We start from the raw sequence: 20,038 nt of genomic DNA on the forward strand, positions 1-20,038 counted from the left end.
TTTCTGCGGGGATGGTTTCGCTTCTTTAATGGGCAAGTCAAATATGGCATTACACCAAACGGCCTAAAGAGCCGTGACTGGTATTTAAAAAGAGAATTCAGGATATGCTGCAATTTATCCTCCGACGTCTGGGATTGGTGATCCCGACGTTTATTGGCATTACGCTGCTGACTTTCGCTTTTGTACATATGATCCCCGGTGACCCGGTGTTGATTATGGCAGGGGAACGCGGCATTTCTCCTGAGCGCCACGCTCAATTAATGGCTGAAATGGGGTTGGATAAACCTCTCTGGGAGCAATATTTTCATTATGTTAATGGAGTAATGCATGGTGATTTGGGCATTTCTTTAAAAAGCCGAATTCCAGTATGGGACGAATTTGTTCCGCGCTTTAAGGCCACTTTCGAACTGGGCTTCTGCGCGATGTTACTGGCTATCTCAGTCGGTATTCCGGTTGGGGTATTGGCGGCAGTTAAGCGAGGTTCCATTTTCGATTACACCGCGATTGGTGTGTCATTGACTGGTTACTCCATGCCAATTTTTTGGTGGGGGATCATGCTGATCATGCTGGTCTCTGTCCAATTAAACCTGACCCCCGTGTCCGGACGGGTAGGTGATAGTGTTTTTCTTGATGACAGCTATCCCCTGACGGGCTTTATGCTGATTGATACGCTGTTTTGGGGAGAAGAGGGCGATTTTAAAGATGCTGTGATGCATATGATCTTGCCCGCCATTGTGCTGGGAACAATTCCATTGGCGGTCATTGTGCGTATGACCCGCTCTTCCATGCTGGAAGTATTGAGTGAAGACTATATCCGTACTGCTCGCGCGAAAGGCTTGAGCCGTATCCGTGTCATTATCGTTCATGCGTTGCGTAACGCCCTGTTGCCCGTCGTTACGGTAATCGGTTTGCAAGTGGGGATGACGCTGGCCGGGGCTATTTTGACCGAAACTATTTTTTCATGGCCGGGTCTGGGGCGTTGGCTGGTTGAAGCCTTGCAACGTCGAGACTATCCCGTCGTGCAGGGTGGAGTATTGCTGGTGGCGAGCATGATCATTTTGGTTAACGTACTCGTCGATTTGCTGTACGGCATCGTCAATCCACGAATTCGTCATAAAAATTAAGGAGCACATGATGACTCAAACAACTGAGCCAGCAGTATCGAGTGCGCCAGAATTGATGACGCCGATGCAGGAATTTTGGCACTATTTCAAACGTAACAAAGGGGCGGTCGCTGGCCTCATTTATATTATTATCATGCTGCTCGTTGCCATATTGGCGGGAGTATTGGCACCACATGGCCCAGCCGAACAGTTCCGCGATGCGTTGCTGACGCCTCCGGTATGGCAGGATGGCGGAAGCTGGCAATTCATTCTCGGCACCGATGATGTCGGGCGCGATATTCTATCCCGCTTGATGTACGGTGCGCGCCTTTCATTGCTGGTTGGCTGTATGGTTGTGGTGATGTCACTGATAATGGGCATCGTGCTGGGCGTGCTGGCAGGTTATTTCGGCGGTATCGTGGATATTGTCATCATGCGCATTGCCGACATCATGCTGGCACTGCCAAGCCTGTTGCTGGCATTGGTTCTGGTGGCAATCTTTGGCCCTTCTATCGTCAATGCATCACTGGCCCTGACTTTTGTCGCCCTGCCGCACTATATTCGTTTGACGCGAGCGGCGGTGTTGGTTGAAGTTAACCGGGATTATGTTACCGCTTCTCAAGTGGCTGGTGCGGGAGCCATGCGCCAGATGTTCATCAATATCTTGCCAAACTGCTTTGCGCCCTTGATTGTGCAAGCGTCATTGGGTTTTTCGAATGCCATCCTCGATATGGCTGCCCTTGGGTTTTTGGGTATGGGTGCACAACCACCGACGCCAGAATGGGGCACCATGCTGGCAGATGTTTTGCAATTTGCCCAGAGTGCGTGGTGGGTTGTGACCTTTCCGGGGCTGGCTATCTTACTGACAGTTCTGGCATTTAACCTAATGGGGGACGGGTTGCGTGATGCGCTCGATCCTAAGCTCAAGCAGTAGGGGTATTGTGAAATGGCATTGTTGAATGTAGAGCAATTATCGGTGCACTTCGGGGACGAAAGTACACCATTCCGCGCCGTTGACCGTATCAGCTACCGTGTTGAGCAGGGTGAGGTTGTCGGGATTGTGGGAGAATCTGGCTCCGGGAAGTCAGTCAGTTCATTGGCGATTATGGGGTTGATTGATTATCCGGGTCGGGTCATGGCGGAAAAGCTGGAGTTTGATGGCCGTGACTTGATGAAAATTTCAGAAAAAGAGCGCCGTCAATTGGTTGGTGCGGAAGTGGCGATGATTTTTCAAGATCCCATGACCAGCCTCAATCCGTGTTACACCGTCGGTTATCAGATTATGGAAGCGTTGAAAATCCATCAGGGTGGTAATCGAAAAACCCGGCATCAACGGGCGATCGACTTGCTGACACTCGTGGGTATTCCTGATCCTGTTTCTCGTCTGGATGTTTATCCGCATCAATTATCAGGCGGAATGAGCCAGCGCGTAATGATTGCCATGGCTATCGCTTGTCGCCCGAAACTCTTGATTGCCGATGAACCGACGACGGCATTAGATGTCACCATTCAGGCGCAGATCATCGAATTACTGCTGGAACTACAGCAGCAGGAAAACATGGCCTTGCTTTTGATTACCCATGATTTGGCGCTGGTGGCAGAAGCGGCACACCATATCATTGTGATGTATGCCGGGCAGGTCGTCGAAATTGGCAAGGGAACGGAAATTTTCCGTGCTCCGCGCCATCCTTATACACAGGCGCTATTACGGGCATTGCCTGAGTTTGCAACGAATAAATCCCGTCTGGAATCACTGCCGGGTGTTGTGCCCGGGAAATATGATCGTCCGACAGGATGCCTGCTCAATCCTCGCTGTCCTTATGCCAATGAACGTTGCCGTCAGGTAGAACCTCCATTGCAGTCAATAGGAGGGCATCAGGTTAAATGTCACACGCCGCTGGATGACGAGGGGAGGCCGCGAGCATGAGCACTCAAAAAAATAGCAGCGAACAGAAAATGCCTACGGCGCCTTTGCTGAAAGCCACTGAGTTAAAGAAATACTATCCGGTGAAAACAGGCGTATTTTCCTCAGAACGTATGGTCAAGGCGTTGGATGGGGTTTCATTTGAGCTGGAAAAAGGCAAAACACTGGCGGTTGTCGGGGAATCAGGATGTGGAAAATCCACTCTCGGGCGTCTGCTGACCATGATTGAAAAGCCAACGGATGGAGAGCTTTATTATCTGGGGCAAGATTTATTAGTCCCCAATAAAGAAGCAGAAAAACTTCGCCGGCAGAAAATTCAAATTGTATTTCAAAACCCTTATGCCTCCTTGAATCCCCGCAAAAAAGTGGGGCAGATCCTAGAAGAGCCATTGCTGATTAATACGTCGCTTACGGCAGATGAACGTAAGCAAAAAGTCATGCAGATGATGGAAAAAGTAGGGTTAAAGTCGGAGCATTATTTGCGTTATCCGCACATGTTCTCCGGTGGTCAGCGCCAGCGTATTGCCATTGCCCGTGGGTTGATGCTGAATCCGGATGTGGTGATTGCGGATGAGCCGGTTTCCGCGTTGGATGTTTCAGTGCGGGCGCAGGTTTTGAATTTGATGATGGACTTGCAGCAGGACTTGGGTCTATCTTACGTTTTTATATCCCACGATCTTTCGGTCGTTGAACATATTGCCGATGAAGTGATGGTAATGTATTTGGGGCGCTGCGTAGAAAAAGGGCATAAAGAGGTGATTTTCAATCATCCGCGGCATCCTTATACTCAGGCGCTGTTGTCTGCGACTCCGCGTCTGAACCCTGAATTGCGGCGTGAGCGTATCAAATTGACGGGTGAATTACCCAGCCCGATGAATCCGCCTCCTGGGTGTGCCTTTGCGGCCCGTTGTCGTCGGGCATTCAGTCACTGCACCCAATTCCAGCCTCAATTGAAGCAATATGGCGGGCAACTGATCGCGTGTTTCGCGGTCGAACAGGAGGAAGGCGCATCCTTTTAATCGCATTTGACCGGGGTGAGTGAGCGTAGCCAGCAAAGCTGCAACTCGAAAGACGACAGATATATAATAGATTGAAGTGTATATGTCGTCATATTAGAGCATATCACCGTTATATCCCGGTCATTTTTCTATTTTGAATTCATCAAAATAAGACGACCGCAAAGAAAATCAAGTATACTCAGACGCATTGTTAAGGTGCAGTCACCAGTCTTTTTACAATTATCGGTTTGGATAAGATGAAATTGCGTGTCAAACGTTCGTTAACCATTAAACAGATGGCCGCAGTGACAGGAGTCACTTTGGTAACCATTGCCATTTTCATCACGATCCAGTTATCGCACTTGTTGCAGCAACGGAAAGATGACTATATCAGCCAGCTTAATAATGCGGCTGTACAGATTCAGGCTCCTTTGACAGACGCGTTATTGAGTTCGGATCTCAATAGGGCAAAGACCCTATTAATAGGGCTTAAGACTTCAGGCATTCTGGGGCGGGCAGATGTGGTATTGTCTGACAATGTTCGGGTAATGAGCCTGGATTTTGCTACTCATCGTCCAATCCCGGAACTGGCAAAGCAGGTTTTCGGCATTCCCGTTGAAGTGAATATCCCTCTCTACGTTTATGGTGTCTCGCCAAAAACCGTAGAATCACAGGGGCATCTCATCTTGCAGGTTGATTCCAACAGGGTATACCGCTTTGCTTTAAATACACTTGCATTAATGTTGACCACTTATTTGTTGCTCGCCCTTATTCTTACCGTGGCGATAAGCTGGTGTGTCAATCGAATTATCGTCCATCCTCTGCGCGATATCGCACGTGAATTGAATGAAGAACAGCCACCCGCACCAATGCCCTGCCCTAAAGGCCATCGGGATGATGAATTGGGATTACTGGTAAAAGGCTACAATCGTCAAGTTAATACGCAGAAAACACTATCAAAATGAAACCTTATAAGATGAACCGTGGTCTATATCCTATGGACTTCCAGTTGCCTCAAAACGGCAAGGGAATACAGCCAACAAAGAGGTAACTTGGAAGACGACGGATATCATTCCCGATGGTAATATTCATGCCGTGATCATTGTCGTAGGCTGTAAAGGATAAAAACTAAACAGGTAGGGGTAAGTGAGAATGCAGGGCAACAAAATTGGATATCTTATTGGTGGCACGCTTCTGGCGATGACTAACCTAGTTCAAGCAGAAACCTTGCAGCCCGACCCTGCCTGGCAACAGGGGAAACTTGATAATGGGTTCAGTTGGGAAATCCTGCAAACACCACAACGGCCCAATGACAGGATCCAGTTGCGGTTACTGGTCAAGACCGGTTCACTCTCTGAGAAGAAACAGCAACAAGGTTATACCTATCTTATCCCTAAAATTGTTTTATCCAGCAGTAAAGATTTATCATCACAAAAACTTGAAAATCTGTGGCGCAACGTCATCGATACTAAAAATCCTTTTCCTCCCGCCATTGTTTCATATGATTTCACGCTCTACAGCCTGAGCCTGCCAAATAATCGCCCTGAACTGCTGCAAGATGCATTGATATGGCTATCCGATATCGCCGGTGGAGCGGTATTCACGCAGGAGACGCTGGCGCAGGCCATGAAGGATAACGGGAACCTTGTCACAACATTTCCATCTGACACTCAAGATCCGGTATGGCGTATGCGGCTGCAAGGCTCTACCCTGATCGGGCATGATCCCGGAAGGCCGTTATCCATGCCTGTGGATGTGAAGAAAGTGGCTGATTTCTATCAGCAATGGTACACCCCGGATGCAATGACTTTGTATATTGCGGGTAATGTTGATAGCCGAACATTGCCAGAACGGATCAATCAAACATTCACGCCATTGGCAGGCAAGCGGCAGACACCCGTTCAGGTGCCCACATTATTGCCCCTGAAAGCGGCAACAGTTGGGGTTGTGAGCGATAAAGCCCAGCAGGACAGTCTGTCTCTGATCTGGAATCTGAATTGGTTTCCGATTACTGACTCTAAGGCACTGACTCAGTATTGGTTAAATGATCTGGCGCGTGAAGCCCTGTTCCATTACCTGCAATTGGGGCTTAAGGGTAAACAAAGTGATATGAAGTTGAGTTTGGATTGCCATGTTATTTATCAACGGGCGAATTGCTCATTAAATCTGGGAGCGCCTGCGGATAAATTGATGGCTTCGACACATTATCTGGCCTCCCAGCTGTCATCGTTGCGTGAAAATGGCTTGCCACAAGAACAGTTTGATGAACTCTATGAGCAAAACCGTAAGCAGCTCCAGCATGTGTTCGCCATGTACGCTCGTTCTGATACCGCTTCATTGATTAACCAACGGCTGTTATCACAACAAAATAATGTGATAGACATTGCCCCGGAACAATATCGGCGTTTAAGACAGGCATTTTTATCTTCCCTGACGCCACAGGTTTTGAATAAAAAACTGCAAGAGATGCTGTCTCAAGAAATTTCTTTTATTCTGCTGCAACCAAAAGATGAAGCGGCAATTAATGTTAACCAGATAAAAGACAGTTTTAATCAGATTATGCGGCCGGGGCCATTGCCCGAGAGTGCAAAAGAGTCTGGCACAGAGAAAGCGGCGCAGTAACAGAGGCGAACCAGAATGGATGGGTAGCCCAATGGCATTTTAAGATAGCGAAATTTAATGCCGTGAAACATGCCGGAATGTGAGGTTATAACGCACGTTATCTTGCAAAGGCGAGGGGGCTATTCCATCTTTGAGCGGCAATACGCCGTGATAACACAGGCGAGAATCCCCTCCCCATACAACGATATCGCCATGAGTCAGAGTAACGCGCTGGCAAGGCTGTTCGCGCTGTAACCCACCGAATAAAAAAGTCGCCGGTAATCCTAATGAGACCGACACGATGGGATGAGAAAAATCCATCTCATCTTTATCCTGATGCAAAGACAAACGTGCACCCGGATGATATCGATTAATCAGACAAGCATTCGGAATAAAGTGAGAGAATCCTGCGCGGTGAGCGGCTTGTTGAGCAATTTGCAGGAATATTGTCGGTATCTGCGGCCATGCCTGCCCTGACATAGGATCAGTTTCGGTATAGCGGTATCCTTGTTCATTGCTTGTCCAACCAAACGTGCCGCAGTTGGTCATGGCGATTGACATAGTATGCCCGTTCGGAATGACAAAATGGCGAAAGGGGGCGGCTTCAGCAATCGCCGTAATGTGCTGCAATAATGCTTGCGCTTCATCATAGGCAAAGCCGCGCAAAACAACCGCATCCTTTGCCAGAGGCTCTTGCCATTGGCGAAGGATACTGTCATCGTTGGCAAATAAATCATCTATCATCATTGTCACCGAGCATCATAAAAAAGCATTTCGAAGAGATAGCACAGGTTGCCGTACTTCCTCCAGTTTGCGACATCGTTCGTTAAATAATATCTGCAAATACCTTCATCGCGTTTTGGCCTCCCGGGCCAATAGTTCTCGTTTACGCTCCACTCCCCAACGATAGCCGGATAAGTTTCCGTCATGCCTGACTACGCGATGGCATGGGATCGCGACTGCCAGCATATTGGCCGCACATGCATTGGCAACTGCGCGCACAGATTTTGGCGAACCAATGCGTTTAGCGATTTCGGTGTAGGTCACTGTCTTGCCTACAGGGATTTCCTGTAAAGCGAGCCAAACACGTTGTTGAAAGGCGGTACCTCGAATATCCAGTGGCAATGTTAGCGCAATTCCCGGCGTTTCGATAAACCCAACGACATGGGCAATCAGTTGTTCAAACTGGGGATCTCCACCGATAAATTCTGATTGTGGGAATTTATCTTGCAGATCTTGCAGGAGTTTATCTGGGTCATCCCCCAATAAAATCGCACAAATCCCTTTTTGACTTTGAGCGACTAAAATATGGCCCAATGAGCATATGCCGAGCGCAAAGTAGATTTGCATTCCTCTCCCGCCTGCGCGCCAAACTTTTGGTGTCATGCCCAATAAATCAGATGAGATTTCATAGAAGCGGCTGCTGGAATTGAAACCCGCATCTAAAATCGCTTCGGTCACACTATTATTTTGTTCTAAATTATCTCGCAAACGCTGAGCACGGTAAGCATTGGCGTAGGCTTTTGGCGTCAAACCCGTTTGAGATTTGAATAGCCGGTGGAAATGGAATGCACTCATTCCGACATGGCGGGCAATCTTTTCCAGTGTGGCGTTATCATTTTGTTCGATGTAACGGCAGGCTTGCGCTATTTTGGCAAGGTATCCGGCCGCTTGTTCTGGCTGGTTATTAGACAAGCGCTTACTTGGGCGATAGCCTTGCTGCTCGGCGTCGTTTTCGTTATCAAAAAACACGACATTCTCCCGTTTTGGGAGGCGGGCAGTACTGGAAGGCTGGCAATATATACCCGTAGTGCGCACAGCATACACGAAATGATTGTCAGCCTCCTTGTCACGTTCAACGACAGCCTGCCAACGTTTATCATCGGTCGTCCACAAATTTTTGCCACTCATATATCACCTGTGATAGTTAGCTGATGAGTATCGGAATACTGGTATATAATGGCTGAAAAAACACTCCGCTCCTTGCTTTTTTAATTTTTGGAAAAATTGGAACATTGAAGAATGCGATTATTGAAGTTATTGATGCGGTTTTCTATGTACTTATTGCAAAGCGTGATCATAGGTCTTAGCTCTGGCTCATTGATAGCACTTGTTTATTTTGGTTTGCTAACAAATTTTTCTGATAAATATAACTACCTATTTTTCTCACTGGCGGGACTGGGGATTGCTGCTTTATTGTATTATTTAACCGAAAAGATTAAAGATAAACTCTCAATATTACAATGAAAGGTAGTTATCGGATATTTCCGAGATAAATTCATGATAATTTTTGTTTTAGAGATATATAATGGCTTTAAAAAATAGCCAGCGAAAATATTGCTTATTTTTTAGAAGCTCATTGGAGCCGATTTTGCTACGGTATAATTGGCCTGTAACACCTATAATGACTTTAGTTACAATCACGTAAATTGAATGCAGATAACCAAGTTATTTTAACGTTTTCTTGTTAATAAAAAGCTATTTTCATTATTTCCAATATGCTAAATTAGGTTTCTTAATATATTTTTATAAAAATAGGATGATAATATTTATGTCATACATGATATATCTAACCTTAAACGGTAAGAAGCAAGGGTTAATATCAGCAGGGTGCTCAACACTAGAATCGATAGGAAATAGATATCAAAAAGGGCATGAAGATCAAATACAGGTGCTTAGTTTAAATCACTCAATATCACGTCAGCAAAATGTTTCTCACCAACCTGTGCAGTTCGTTAAACCTATCGATAAATCGTCACCATTATTGGCAATGGCGATAGACTCTAACGAGTCACTGGATGGTAAATTTATTTTTTACAGAACCAGCCAGACAGGCCAATTAGAACTTTTTTATGAAGTCAAAATTACAGAAGCAACTATCATGGATGTTTCCTGTATCTATCCCCACTCGATCAATGATTTTGATTCCATGCCATATGAAAAAGTTGTTTTGAACTACAAATCCATAGCCTGGAATCATATCACTGCCGGAACGTCTGCCTATAGTATTTGGGAAGACAGAGTTTATTAAATTACTGAACTAAGCATATATATAGCTATATGCTTAGTTACATGATTTTATATCTTTAACATACTTATTTGGAGCGACAAGCGAAGTTCTATAAGGGCATTTGACATATCCTGAGTTTTGCAATTTATAATCAACGTAGATAGATACGGGAACGCTGGCTACAAGAGATAGTACAGAAATTAATATGCACAAATTTACAAAAAAACCACTGAATGGGGTTCGAGTACCTATTAAACAATTTTTGATTGCCCCAATAAACATACTGTAAACTATTGCCATACCAAAACATCCAACAAAAACTCTCCAGGAAAAGCGTATTATTTCCTCCATGTTAATTAATGACAAAAAATCTATCCAAGAAAAATATAAAAATAACGTCAATAAAAACAAGAAAAAAAGCGACATAACAATACAGAAAATCCTCTTCCATATAGTTATCTGTATTTTGTTTTCTTTATATTTCATAGGGTTATTTTTCCATTATTTTGATTTTTGCATTATCGATTCTATATTGAACAAGTTAAACAGGGCAGTTGGGTATTTTTTATGAGGTTAAAATAACAGGACAGCTATCATGGATGTTTCCTGTATTTATCCTCACTCGATCAATGATTTTGATTCCATGCTATACGAAAAAATTGTTTTGAACTAAAAGTCCATAGCCTGAAATCATATCACTGCTGGAACGTCTGCCTATAGTATCTGGGAAGACAGGGTTTATTAAATTACTGAACTAAGCATATATATAGCTATATGCTTAGTTACACGATTTTGGATCTTTAACATACTTATTTGGAGCGACAAGAGAAGTTCTATAAGGACATTTGACATATCCTGAATTTTGCAATTTATAATCAACGTAGATAGACATCGGAAAGCTTGCCACGAAGGATACTGCAAAAATCAATATGCACAGATTTACTGAAGGCCCACTCCATGAAGATGGCGTACTTACCAAGCAATTTTTTATTAACGAAATAAACATATGGTAAGCGATTGGAAGACCAAAACATCCAAGGAAAATTCTCCAGGAAAAGCGTATTGTTTCCTCCATATTAATAAATGACAAAAAATCTACCCAAGACAAATATAAAAAGAATGTCATTAAAAGTAAGACAAAAATTGATACAACAATGCAAAAAATCCTATTCCATAAAGTTATCTGTATTTTGTTTTCTTTATTTGGCATAAGTTACCTATAAGAAAGTGGTGAGCGTGGGATAAAATTATACTTTGGTGTTGCTAAGTGATCACGGAGCCTTCTTTTGGCTTCCTCATTCCTGAAGGCTTCTATGAGTTTCGCACTTAATTGATATTTTTCATCTAGATGGTACAAAATTGCTGCTACAATAACACCGAAAATAAACAATCCTATAGCAACTCCGATTACACTAGCGCCCGTCACTACATAAAAAGCAGATATAGCTTTCCCTACTACTAATGTCGCTGAGAGAGAAACAATGGCTTTTGCCATATCCATAGTAATATTACCCAAAAAGTTATGAATGTCATATTCATCCCTTACCAATAATTCAAAGATTCGATAGGCACCAGCAACAATAACACAACGTCTTGCTCCTGTAATAATACCATTTATTACACCTTGCGAACCTATTCCCATGTCTATCATTTTCCAGTGACTCGCACCATATTTTGCAGCAGTTAAGAATTTCCTAACGCCTGTCCGTCCTGTTAATTTTATGCATTTGTTTCCATATTTATCAATATATTGAGTAGCCTTAACACCAAAATAACTGCTAAGTTCGTTTGCTGTTCTAGCTAATCCAGAAAGATCAAGGAAACTACCCGAAAATGACGTCGCAATATCTGCACACTTAAATGCAGCTTCTTTCCATGATGCATTTGGCTTAGGGTTACATAGATTTTTTACAGCACTAATGGCTTCTTCGGCTGTCAACAAAACATAGAGTTCTAGATCTTCGTCTAACTTCTTTTCCATTTCATCGAGTTGTTGCTTCATTTCCTTTCTTCTCAAATCATCGATTTGTTTTTGAAAGTTAGCATGTTCTTTTAGATTAAAATCATCGGCAACAAGTGTTCTTAAATGAGGATCGTATTTCATGTAATAACTCCCTTTATATTTTAGTGAGTAATTTATTTTGGTGATTTTATCTTTTAGCCATAGGTGTTTTTCATTACGAATGAAAGATCACAATGTAACACTTTAATGGAGAAAAATAATCCTATAAATTGGGTGCTATTTAAACATGTTATAAGCCTTATTAACGCAATTTTCTAGGTAATTATTGCCAAGCGTTAACAATAGGGCTTGGTATATTTCATTTATTACGATTATTTATTTTTTACTGCCAACAAATTTAGATGATAAATATAACCATCTATCTTCCTAAATTGCGAAACCAAAAAAAAAATCAGCCAGTTAAAAAAGCGGCTGATTTCTTTAATTATGAGAAAGAATGTGATGACTTTACGACTTTGCTTTCGCAGCAGCCCTTAACTCAGTCACGTTCTTTCCTCCAATACCCCAGTTATCTGTTTCGACTTCATCAATGATCACAAAAGTTGTAGCGGGGTTTTTTCCAAGTACATCCACCAGCAGTTGGGTTGCACCTTCAATCAGCTTTTGTTTTTGTTCAGCAGTGGCGCCTTCACGAGTAATTTTGATGTTCACAAATGGCATAAAATGATTCCTTTATAGTTTGTTATGAGATATTCCCACTTTGGTACGGGAGTGTAGGTACAGCAAAAAACAGTTTTATTGTTGGATGAATCTTATTCTGGCTTTTTCTCTTCAGCCGTGGCAATCCACGCGGCACAAAAGAGTGTCAGACGGGCGAAGAAATAGAAGAATGCCATTAAACCGATCACTGAACCAAATGCTGCTCCGGAAGGAGAACTGGCAAGGCGTGGCAACATCATGGTCATGATGGATTTGATGATTTCAAATCCGATGGCTGCCATTAATGTGCCTTTGAACAAAGCCTTTCGTTCGGGTCGGTGACGGGGCAATATCCATAATATCCATAGAAATAACAAATAATTGGCAGAAATGGAAATGATCAGGCCGATGGATGTCCATGCAGGGCGAAGCCATTCAATGTTCTCCAATCCAAGGGCATGGACGATAGTGGCTTGGGCTGAACCAGCGATGGAAGTCAGTGAAAGTGTCATAACCAACGCAAATAAAAGCCCGAACAAGGAAAAAAAATCACGAATGTACTGGAAGTAGATTTTCTCTTTATCTTCGTGATTGCGTTCCCAAATATCCCGGGATTGGGCGAGTATCGCCTCGCGTAAGTTTCCGACCCAATTTACTCCGGAGTAAAGTGCAATCGCAAGCCCTGTCAGTCCCACCGTTGTTCTTTGGTTAACTGCCGTGTCGACGCTGTTTTTCAGGGTATTGGCAAGAGCGGGATCGTTGATGCTATTGGCAATGCCATTGATCAGGCGAGCCAGTAAGTCTGGATTGGAGGCCAGCACAAAACCTGCAATCGCAAATGAGAGCATCAGGATCGGGATCAGGGATAAAAAAGAGAAATAGGTGATGGCAGCGCCAAATTGGCTGCCCATTCGATCATTAAAACGCTGTGCTGCCCGAATTAAATGAGCAATAAAAGGAATACGCCGGATAGCATTGCCAATACGAATTGTCATGGAAAGGGCTTTTTTGCTGCCATGTAGCCCTTTCTCTAGTGGAGTGCGGCTTTTCCTCGTACCGGTTTGCTGCTTATTTTCAAGATCAATTGGCATTACTTCCCCTTAAATCTGGTCGTGCTGAGTGTTATTCACCATTGATTGCTCACCATACCGTTATTCATCATATTGTTAAGTAGAAAATATCGGTATGAGAAAAAAAGAGTAACAGGCGAAGCGGAAAAGGCAATATGGAGAGGGGAAAGAACGGTAGCGGCATCAGCCGCTACCGTACAAGAGATCACGATGATCAATCTAATTTGTAGCCTTTCATGTTGCTGTTAACAGCAGGAAGTTCAGTATTATTGCTTTCGTTTTTCACGAAAGGCACTTTACCGGAGAAAAAGTCTTTTTGTGCCGAGAAGGCCAGACCTGCGATGGAATCCGGTAGGTTAACTCCCATGTTTTTGCTTCTGTCGTATCCCGCGACAGATTGCTGATGGATCTGTTGCGTGTTGACCACAACAGACCCTTGGGCGCTGTCAATTTTACCTGCCACCAAAGACGTTTTATTGGCGATATCCAGATTCACTCTTTGATTGCCGGTCAGGGCTGTTTGCTCCCCGATTGACTCCCGATCGAGTGTATCGTAATTGCCTTTCAGTTTGCCTTTGAAGCCCTTGAAAGTCGCTGCCAATTGTTCTTTCAAACCCGGATTTTCCCCTTCAGCCTTGGCATTGTCGGTTGCTACCGGCGGAGCAGGCAGTTTATTCAGATTGTCGCCCTTGACGGTTCTGCTATAACCCAAGCCAGCATCCAGACCGACGTTCAGGCTATGGGTGCTATCTTTCAGGCTTTCCACATTGAAATTGCCGCCAATTTTACCTGTAACTTCACCCGCAGTGACATTCGCACCTTTGAGTGATGTATCTCCGCCACTGGTCAATGTGAGATTGTTGCCGGAAATTTGTGTGTTGCGATGAGTCGTTTGGGTCAGTTGATTGACGCCAAATTTCAATTCGCCACCCATGTTGTATTTGTTGTCGATGATGCCCGTTGCATTATTATCTGCTGCTGTGTCAGCACCTTCATTTTTGCGAGCCAGGGACGATGTACCACCGTTGGCTTTGGCACCAAAATTCCAACCATCGGCATAAGCGGTGTCCTGTGCTGAAGTCAGGTCGATTTTTCCACGCTGGGCGGTTAAACCAACTTGCTTACCTGAAACCTGTGTTCCTTGTAAGGCCAGATTATTGCCGGCATGCAGATTGACTCCTCGTTCACCGGTAATCGCGCTGGTTTGGGCCGTTGTGTTATTTTGGTGGTCAGTATTGTAACCGCCTCCCAGACTGCCACTGAAGTTATTGCCATCAGGGTTAGTTCCCGCTGTCAGGGAAACTTCGGCATTATAACCGTGGCTTTTCTGTTCGTTTCGGTTGGTCGCATGGTTGAACTGGATATTCCCACCTGCGTCAATGTTGGCTGAACCATTATTGGCTTTGAACGATGTCGCTTGATAGCGAGCATCTCTGGTCACTTGAACATTGACATTGTTATGGGCATTGATATTGCTGGTGACGGCACTGCTATTTTTGTGTGATGTTTCCTGATAGCTGCCGCTGCCTTTACCATTAACGGAAATATCCGCCCCGGTTGTGGTGTAGACACGCAAACGGCCATCGCCTTTGGTGTCAGCAGAATAGCTGTTTTGCTGATTGAATGCAGCTTCGCTGGTATGGCTGCCGGCGGTCAGTGAGACACTGTCTTTCCTGGCCTGATATTGGGTGCCTTGATCGTAGATATCACCAGTTGTTGTCGCCTTGATATCACCAGCCTTGACGGACGTCACAACCGCATTGGATTGATGGCTATTGGTGTAGCGGCTGCTGCCATTCATGGCCAGTTCAATACCGACATTAGGCAGGCGTGTTTTCGAGATAGACATATCCAGCTTGCTGTCGGCAGCGGCTTTGGCTGTTTTTTCCACCGGGCGGGTTGTTGAACTGTAATCGGCTGTGCCGTTGATCTCTCCCCCTACCTGCAATTGCTCGGTTGAATTGAATTCGGTGTTGGACGTTGCCACATTTTTGATACTGCCGGCATTGGCCTGATAAGTTCCCTGAACCTGATGATCAGTACCTTGCTGTTTCAGTTCACCCTTTGCGTTCAGTTCGAGATTACCGGTAATCCGTGTTTGGGCTACAGTTGACGTTGTTTGGCGCTGGTACTGGTTATTGCGGTTATAAACGCCTTCCGCACCACTGCCGAGTTTATCCATGCCACCGGTGATAAATACGTTGCTCTGGAGTTTTTCTTGTGAAGTCGAAGTTGAAGCGTTGTTTTCTCCCGCCAGCAAGGAAATATTATTGCCGGTTATTTTCGCATCACCCTGCTTGGTCACCAGATGGGAACCTGTCACCGTAACATTTTGGCCGGAATTCATAACGAGAGTGCCGCCATTCAATTCGGATGATTTCTGGGCTGTACTCGCGTTTTCCTGTTTATTGAGTGAGTGCTCAAAACCTATACCTGCCCGGTATTGCTTATCTTGTGTTTCCTTTGTGTAGTAGTGCCACTGGAGGTCACTTTTGGTCTGTTGAGACTGATTCTTCTCACCATAATTCAGTATGTTGATATTACCTGAAGTATTGAGTTGCAACTCGCCGGCGCTTTTCGCCAGACTGCCAATGACATTAATATCTTTATTGCTGAGCAGTTTCAGTTCGGTATCAGAGCTCAAATAGCTGCCGGAAGATTTTTGCTGTTTGTTTTGTTCCTGATTGGTATTTTTGGTGATGTTGAAGATGGTGCCTTTTCTTTCATCTACTGTTTTAGAAAGATGGCTGACGGCGTTATCAATCGTTAAGTGCCCGTCATTGGCTTCAACATAGGCGCCTTTTTGGGCTTTAATTTTACTGCCCGTAATGGTGATACCATTTACTCCACTCAGCAGCAGATGCCCGTTGGCAGTCACTTCGGAAGCATGGTGTGTTTCAGATTTGTCGCTGTTATTTTTATTGCTTCCACCCGCGAGGCCGCCCCAGTATGTTTTATCTTTGGTGACGAGATGCTCATTAACGAGAGATTGCACGGCAATATTAGTTTTTTGTCCCGCTGAGACGATCATATTTTTGTCGGAATGAATACGGGTGCCGACAATATCGACATTCTCGCCCGCTTTGATGCCCAAATCTCCGCCGGAGCGCAATTCATTATCAACATTTCTTTGAGAGGTATTGATATCATTCCAGTAACCTGTCTGTAGCGAGGCCTGATGATTTTTCTTATACCCGCTCTCTTTCACCATGTCCGATTCCACTAACCCGGCCAGTTTCACCCCTTTTTTGGCGGATACAGACAATTGATTACCGGCATCGATTTTGCTGCCAAGTACTTCGGCATTGCCTTCGTTGGCAGTCAGGTGAACATTTTCACGGGCAGTAATGGTATTGCCTTCATACTGATATTTTTCATCTTCTTTAGTGACATCATATTGCCAAGACATTTGCCATTTATTATTAGTATCGCTATTAAACTGGTGAAGTTGTTGGCCTTCTAATGCCAGGTTGGCACCCGTCAGTTTGACATTATCCCCTTTAATATCCGTTGCCATCACTTTATTGTCTTGTTTGGCAACCAAAGTGATGTTTTTACCCGTCAGCTGGGTACGGGCGACCGATTCACTGATCTGTTTTTGTTGGGTATATTGACCCTTGAATCGGCCTTCGGAATTATCATCGCCAAGCGTATTTGATGAAGAACGATGCATGAACCCTTGGGACAGTATGTTTTTGCCTTGTACGGCAATATCGCCACCTTGCAATGTCGCGGCTTCTAACTTCACGTCGCCAAGAGAGGTAATGTCGATGCTATTGTCTGCCGTCATTTTGCCTTCTAAATTGACGCCACTTCCTTCTGCTGTATTTAACAGGCGAATGCGCCCGGCCTGCATACTGCCCAAATAGTAACTATCGAGTGCGCCAATTCTCGCTGGTTGCGAAGCCAAAATACGCCCATCGGCTGAAACTTTGTTATTCCCGGTGGTGATGTTGAGGTCTTTTGAGGTAACGATTTGTCCATTGCTGTTAATTTTTGGCGCAATCAAATTCAGGACATCGCCGTGAGATAAGCCGTTGTTTCTGATATTCAGGGTGTTTTGGTTATTGAAGTTGCTGAATCCCTGCAAAATACCATTGTCTACCAGCGGGTTGCCGACAACCAATGAAGCCTGATTGGTATTGATAAAGCCACAGCCATTACAGGTAATGCCGTTGGGGTTTGCCAGTACGTAATCGGCGGCCATGCCAAATATTTCCTGTTTACCGAGCAACAATGAAGGATTACGGCTAATCACCTCATTTAATATCACGGTTGCCGTGCGCCCGTTCAGGTTGCTATTGGCCGAGAGCTGACCTGCCAATTGAGATTGCCCGTCAATCAAGGAGTTGTTTAATACCGCTCCTCTTTCGTTAACGTTGAATTCGTTGTATTGGTTATACGATAAACCGGATTCTGAAGGTGCAACAATATTTACTACTGTTGCACCGGTGTTGGCTTGATTAACATCCGGGCGGTGTGCGGCATCACCTCCGGGCGTAATGTTATTGGCGAAACTGACTGAACAGGTGGCCAGAATAATAGCCATTGATGCGGCGAGTTTTCCCGTGGGAGATAACTTGAACTTTTTTCTTTTCATATTATTACCTTTTATTTTCTTTCTTTATTTTTACCCGCCGTTTTTCAAATTGCCTCTTGGTTGGCTGTATTCCTTTGTCGCCTTGATGCAACTCGAAACTCTTGAGGTATCCATATGCAGTTATTCGGGGAAAAAAATCCCCCTGGCTTTCTACTTTCAAAAAAACATCAAACGGATTAACAAATTAAAAAACTAAAAAATGTAAGAAAAACGAGTTAACAGTTGCATTGGTTCATCTGAGTCCCTGCCTTGGTGAAAGAAAAACTTGCCCCGACTGATTTCAACATCCGCAAACAGGTGTTGATAACGCAAGGTCAAGCCCGCGCTCAATCCAGCGCTGCTTTTCCAGCCATGTTGACTGCGATAGCCTTTCATTTGTCCGATATCCACCCCCGTGCGCAGCGAAAGGGAACCGTTGGAAAAGGGGATGGAATGAGAAAGGGTATTTCGCAGATACCAGCCGTTATCCCCCGATAGGGTATTTTTGCTGAACCCGCGCACGGCATTACGATCGGTGACATTGAACCATTCAATGCCCGGCAGCGCATCTCGGCTGTATTGGGTATGAAATTGGCTCTCAAATCGGTAAGGAACATTCAAAAGCGTAAAACGCTGCTGCCAGTTCGCCGACAACTTCCCTTTAGTAAATTTTTTATTCCCGTCGGTTGTGAACGTTTGATTGCCGAACCACGGCACGCCTCGCTCGATACTCATATCAAGGGAAAGCAACCCGGTAGGAATAATCTGCAAATGGCTGACTCCCAGCTCCAGTATCCCCAAGGTCTGGCTGTTGATCGACGTGGTGGCGTCTTGAAAGGAGTTTCTGTAATTTTTGTAAACCAGTTGGCTATATAAGATATCAAGCTGGTGCTGATTGCGGTGGAACACCCAATCCGTGCGCATTCCCGTTTGTTGTGAGCTGCCGTGTAGCTTAACTTGGTGTAATTGAAAACGGGGACGGCTGGTGTACTGGGAATAGCTGTTGAAGCCGCTGAATGTCAGGGCGCCATAAGGGAGCGAATAGAATAGGGTATAAGCACGATTGTATTGATTGTTGTACGAGCCATCGGGCTTATTGACGCTACTGCTGCCGTTGAGGCTGACAAAGTCAGATAACCCTAAGGGGCTATCCACACTGGCATTGAGACGGGTAATCCACTTTCCTGTACTTTTTTGCCCGTAATTATCCGTTGTGGTTGTGATGCGCCACGGGGAAGCGTGTTGATTATGCAGTTTGATAATGGAACCGCCACTGATCGTTCCGGGCAAAATATCGAGGGTCGTTTTGTTTGATTGCAACCGGTTTGCCTGATCCAACCCTTGGTCAAGCTGGTTTAAATTGAGGGGCCTGTTGATCAGGTTCGGGAATAGCATGTTGCTGTTGACCCAGCGGTCACTTCCTTCTATAGCCTCAATAAAACCTTCGACAACATTGATCCCCAATTCTCCATCCCGATTGGGCGGAATAAATTGTACCCGCGCAGTGATATAGCCTCTGGCAATATAAAGGTTAGTGATTTCTGCTGATAATTTATTGATATCGTTGCTGGTAATACAACTGTCAGACAGTGCGCTGAGGGTATTCAAATCACTTAAGGGAAGCAGCGTAATACCTTGAAGGTAAACACTTTGAATATTAATACCATTGATAGCCAAACAGGGAGGTGCTTCCACCAGTACAGGAGAAATAGCCTGTGGCGAAACGCTATCAGCGCGGTTAATCAGCTCCTGATGACGGCGTTCTTCAATTAATTGTTCGATTTCCCTGGCGGTATCCTGCAAGGTCTTCCTTGTTTCATCTGCCGGGAAAACAAGATCGGGTGCGTCAGGTGATGCACTTGCTTGAAATGAAGTACTCAGTGATATTGAAGTACTCAGTAGAATGAAAATTGCCGTCCTTTTAATCATTGGAATACCCAAATGGCAATGATGAATGAGGAAAGTGTCGTTTTGGGCTAAATGCAACCTTCCTAGTCTATTAATTAATCATTAAAGCATAGAAAATATTTTATTTTGCTCTGATTAATAGTCGAGTATTGTACTAAGGTATTATTTACGGTCACAAATTTG

At 44.7% G+C, this 20,038-nt stretch carries 17 protein-coding genes; 8 read left to right on the forward strand and 9 right to left on the reverse strand.

Going from position 1 to position 20,038, the window contains the following annotated elements; translation table 11 throughout:
* Nucleotides 1–104 precede the first annotated feature (104 nt).
* The 6 genes from dppB (at nucleotide 105) to FE392_RS02450 (ending at nucleotide 6,647) form a co-directional block, all read left to right on the forward strand.
* Nucleotides 105–1,124 (forward strand): dipeptide ABC transporter permease DppB, encoded by a 1,020-nt coding sequence (dppB, locus tag FE392_RS02425; RefSeq protein ID WP_319928632.1) that lies wholly within the window; start codon nucleotides 105–107, stop codon nucleotides 1,122–1,124.
* Between the two features lie 10 nt (nucleotides 1,125–1,134).
* A complete protein-coding gene (dppC, locus tag FE392_RS02430) occupies nucleotides 1,135–2,037 on the forward strand; it encodes a dipeptide ABC transporter permease DppC (protein ID WP_319928722.1) in 903 nt (300 codons plus the stop codon).
* Nucleotides 2,038–2,049: 12 nt separating this feature from the next.
* A complete protein-coding gene (dppD, locus tag FE392_RS02435; protein WP_319928633.1) occupies nucleotides 2,050–3,030 on the forward strand; it encodes a dipeptide ABC transporter ATP-binding protein in 981 nt (326 codons plus the stop codon).
* The gene (gene dppF, locus FE392_RS02440) at nucleotides 3,027–4,046 is read left to right on the forward strand and encodes a dipeptide ABC transporter ATP-binding subunit DppF (RefSeq protein WP_319928634.1); all 1,020 of its coding nucleotides are present in this window, start codon (nucleotides 3,027–3,029) and stop codon (nucleotides 4,044–4,046) included. The genes dppD and dppF overlap by 4 nt, the downstream gene beginning before the upstream one ends.
* Before the next feature lie 236 nt (nucleotides 4,047–4,282).
* Nucleotides 4,283–4,990, forward strand: coding sequence for a HAMP domain-containing protein (locus tag FE392_RS02445; protein ID WP_319928635.1), 708 nt, complete (start codon nucleotides 4,283–4,285; stop codon nucleotides 4,988–4,990).
* Between the two features lie 187 nt (nucleotides 4,991–5,177).
* Nucleotides 5,178–6,647, forward strand: coding sequence for a M16 family metallopeptidase (locus FE392_RS02450; protein ID WP_319928636.1), 1,470 nt, complete (start codon nucleotides 5,178–5,180; stop codon nucleotides 6,645–6,647).
* A 54-nt stretch (nucleotides 6,648–6,701) separates the two neighbouring features.
* Here FE392_RS02450 and alkB read toward each other — a convergent pair whose 3' ends face one another.
* Complete coding sequence (gene alkB / locus FE392_RS02455) at nucleotides 6,702–7,367, reverse strand: DNA oxidative demethylase AlkB (protein ID WP_439153452.1); 666 nt, start codon at nucleotides 7,365–7,367, stop codon at nucleotides 6,702–6,704.
* A gap of 108 nt (nucleotides 7,368–7,475) precedes the next feature.
* Nucleotides 7,476–8,537, reverse strand: coding sequence for a bifunctional DNA-binding transcriptional regulator/O6-methylguanine-DNA methyltransferase Ada (ada, locus tag FE392_RS02460; RefSeq protein WP_319928638.1), 1,062 nt, complete (start codon nucleotides 8,535–8,537; stop codon nucleotides 7,476–7,478).
* Nucleotides 8,538–8,681: 144 nt separating this feature from the next.
* On the opposite strand from ada, the gene FE392_RS02465 reads away from it, so the two are divergent.
* Nucleotides 8,682–8,873 (forward strand): hypothetical protein, encoded by a 192-nt coding sequence (locus FE392_RS02465; RefSeq protein ID WP_319928639.1) that lies wholly within the window; start codon nucleotides 8,682–8,684, stop codon nucleotides 8,871–8,873.
* Nucleotides 8,874–9,177: 304 nt separating this feature from the next.
* A complete protein-coding gene (locus FE392_RS02470) occupies nucleotides 9,178–9,657 on the forward strand; it encodes an Hcp family type VI secretion system effector (RefSeq protein WP_319928640.1) in 480 nt (159 codons plus the stop codon).
* Between the two features lie 33 nt (nucleotides 9,658–9,690).
* On the opposite strand, the gene FE392_RS21235 is transcribed toward FE392_RS02470, so the two are convergent.
* From FE392_RS21235 to FE392_RS02495, 7 genes are all read right to left on the reverse strand, one after another.
* On the reverse strand, nucleotides 9,691–10,122 hold the full coding sequence (locus tag FE392_RS21235) for a DUF1240 domain-containing protein (protein ID WP_369292866.1): 432 nt from the start codon (nucleotides 10,120–10,122) through the stop codon (nucleotides 9,691–9,693).
* A 292-nt stretch (nucleotides 10,123–10,414) separates the two neighbouring features.
* Nucleotides 10,415–10,846: a DUF1240 domain-containing protein gene (locus tag FE392_RS21245; protein WP_369292867.1), complete on the reverse strand. Its 432-nt coding sequence runs from the start codon at nucleotides 10,844–10,846 to the stop codon at nucleotides 10,415–10,417.
* Between the two features lie 3 nt (nucleotides 10,847–10,849).
* Nucleotides 10,850–11,740, reverse strand: coding sequence for a hypothetical protein (locus FE392_RS02475; protein WP_319928641.1), 891 nt, complete (start codon nucleotides 11,738–11,740; stop codon nucleotides 10,850–10,852).
* A gap of 366 nt (nucleotides 11,741–12,106) precedes the next feature.
* Nucleotides 12,107–12,319 carry a 2-hydroxymuconate tautomerase family protein gene (locus tag FE392_RS02480; RefSeq protein ID WP_319928642.1) on the reverse strand — a complete coding sequence of 71 codons (213 nt, stop codon included), beginning with the start codon at nucleotides 12,317–12,319 and terminating at the stop codon, nucleotides 12,107–12,109.
* A 92-nt stretch (nucleotides 12,320–12,411) separates the two neighbouring features.
* Complete coding sequence (gene yhjD / locus FE392_RS02485) at nucleotides 12,412–13,389, reverse strand: inner membrane protein YhjD (RefSeq protein WP_319928643.1); 978 nt, start codon at nucleotides 13,387–13,389, stop codon at nucleotides 12,412–12,414.
* Nucleotides 13,390–13,582: 193 nt separating this feature from the next.
* A complete protein-coding gene (locus tag FE392_RS02490) occupies nucleotides 13,583–17,968 on the reverse strand; it encodes a hemagglutinin repeat-containing protein (RefSeq protein ID WP_319928644.1) in 4,386 nt (1,461 codons plus the stop codon).
* A 192-nt stretch (nucleotides 17,969–18,160) separates the two neighbouring features.
* Nucleotides 18,161–19,876 (reverse strand): ShlB/FhaC/HecB family hemolysin secretion/activation protein, encoded by a 1,716-nt coding sequence (locus FE392_RS02495; RefSeq protein WP_319928645.1) that lies wholly within the window; start codon nucleotides 19,874–19,876, stop codon nucleotides 18,161–18,163.
* Nucleotides 19,877–20,038 lie beyond the last annotated feature (162 nt).

Source organism: Xenorhabdus santafensis (assembly GCF_033949405.1).
Classification (GTDB): Bacteria; Pseudomonadota; Gammaproteobacteria; order Enterobacterales; family Enterobacteriaceae; genus Xenorhabdus; species Xenorhabdus santafensis.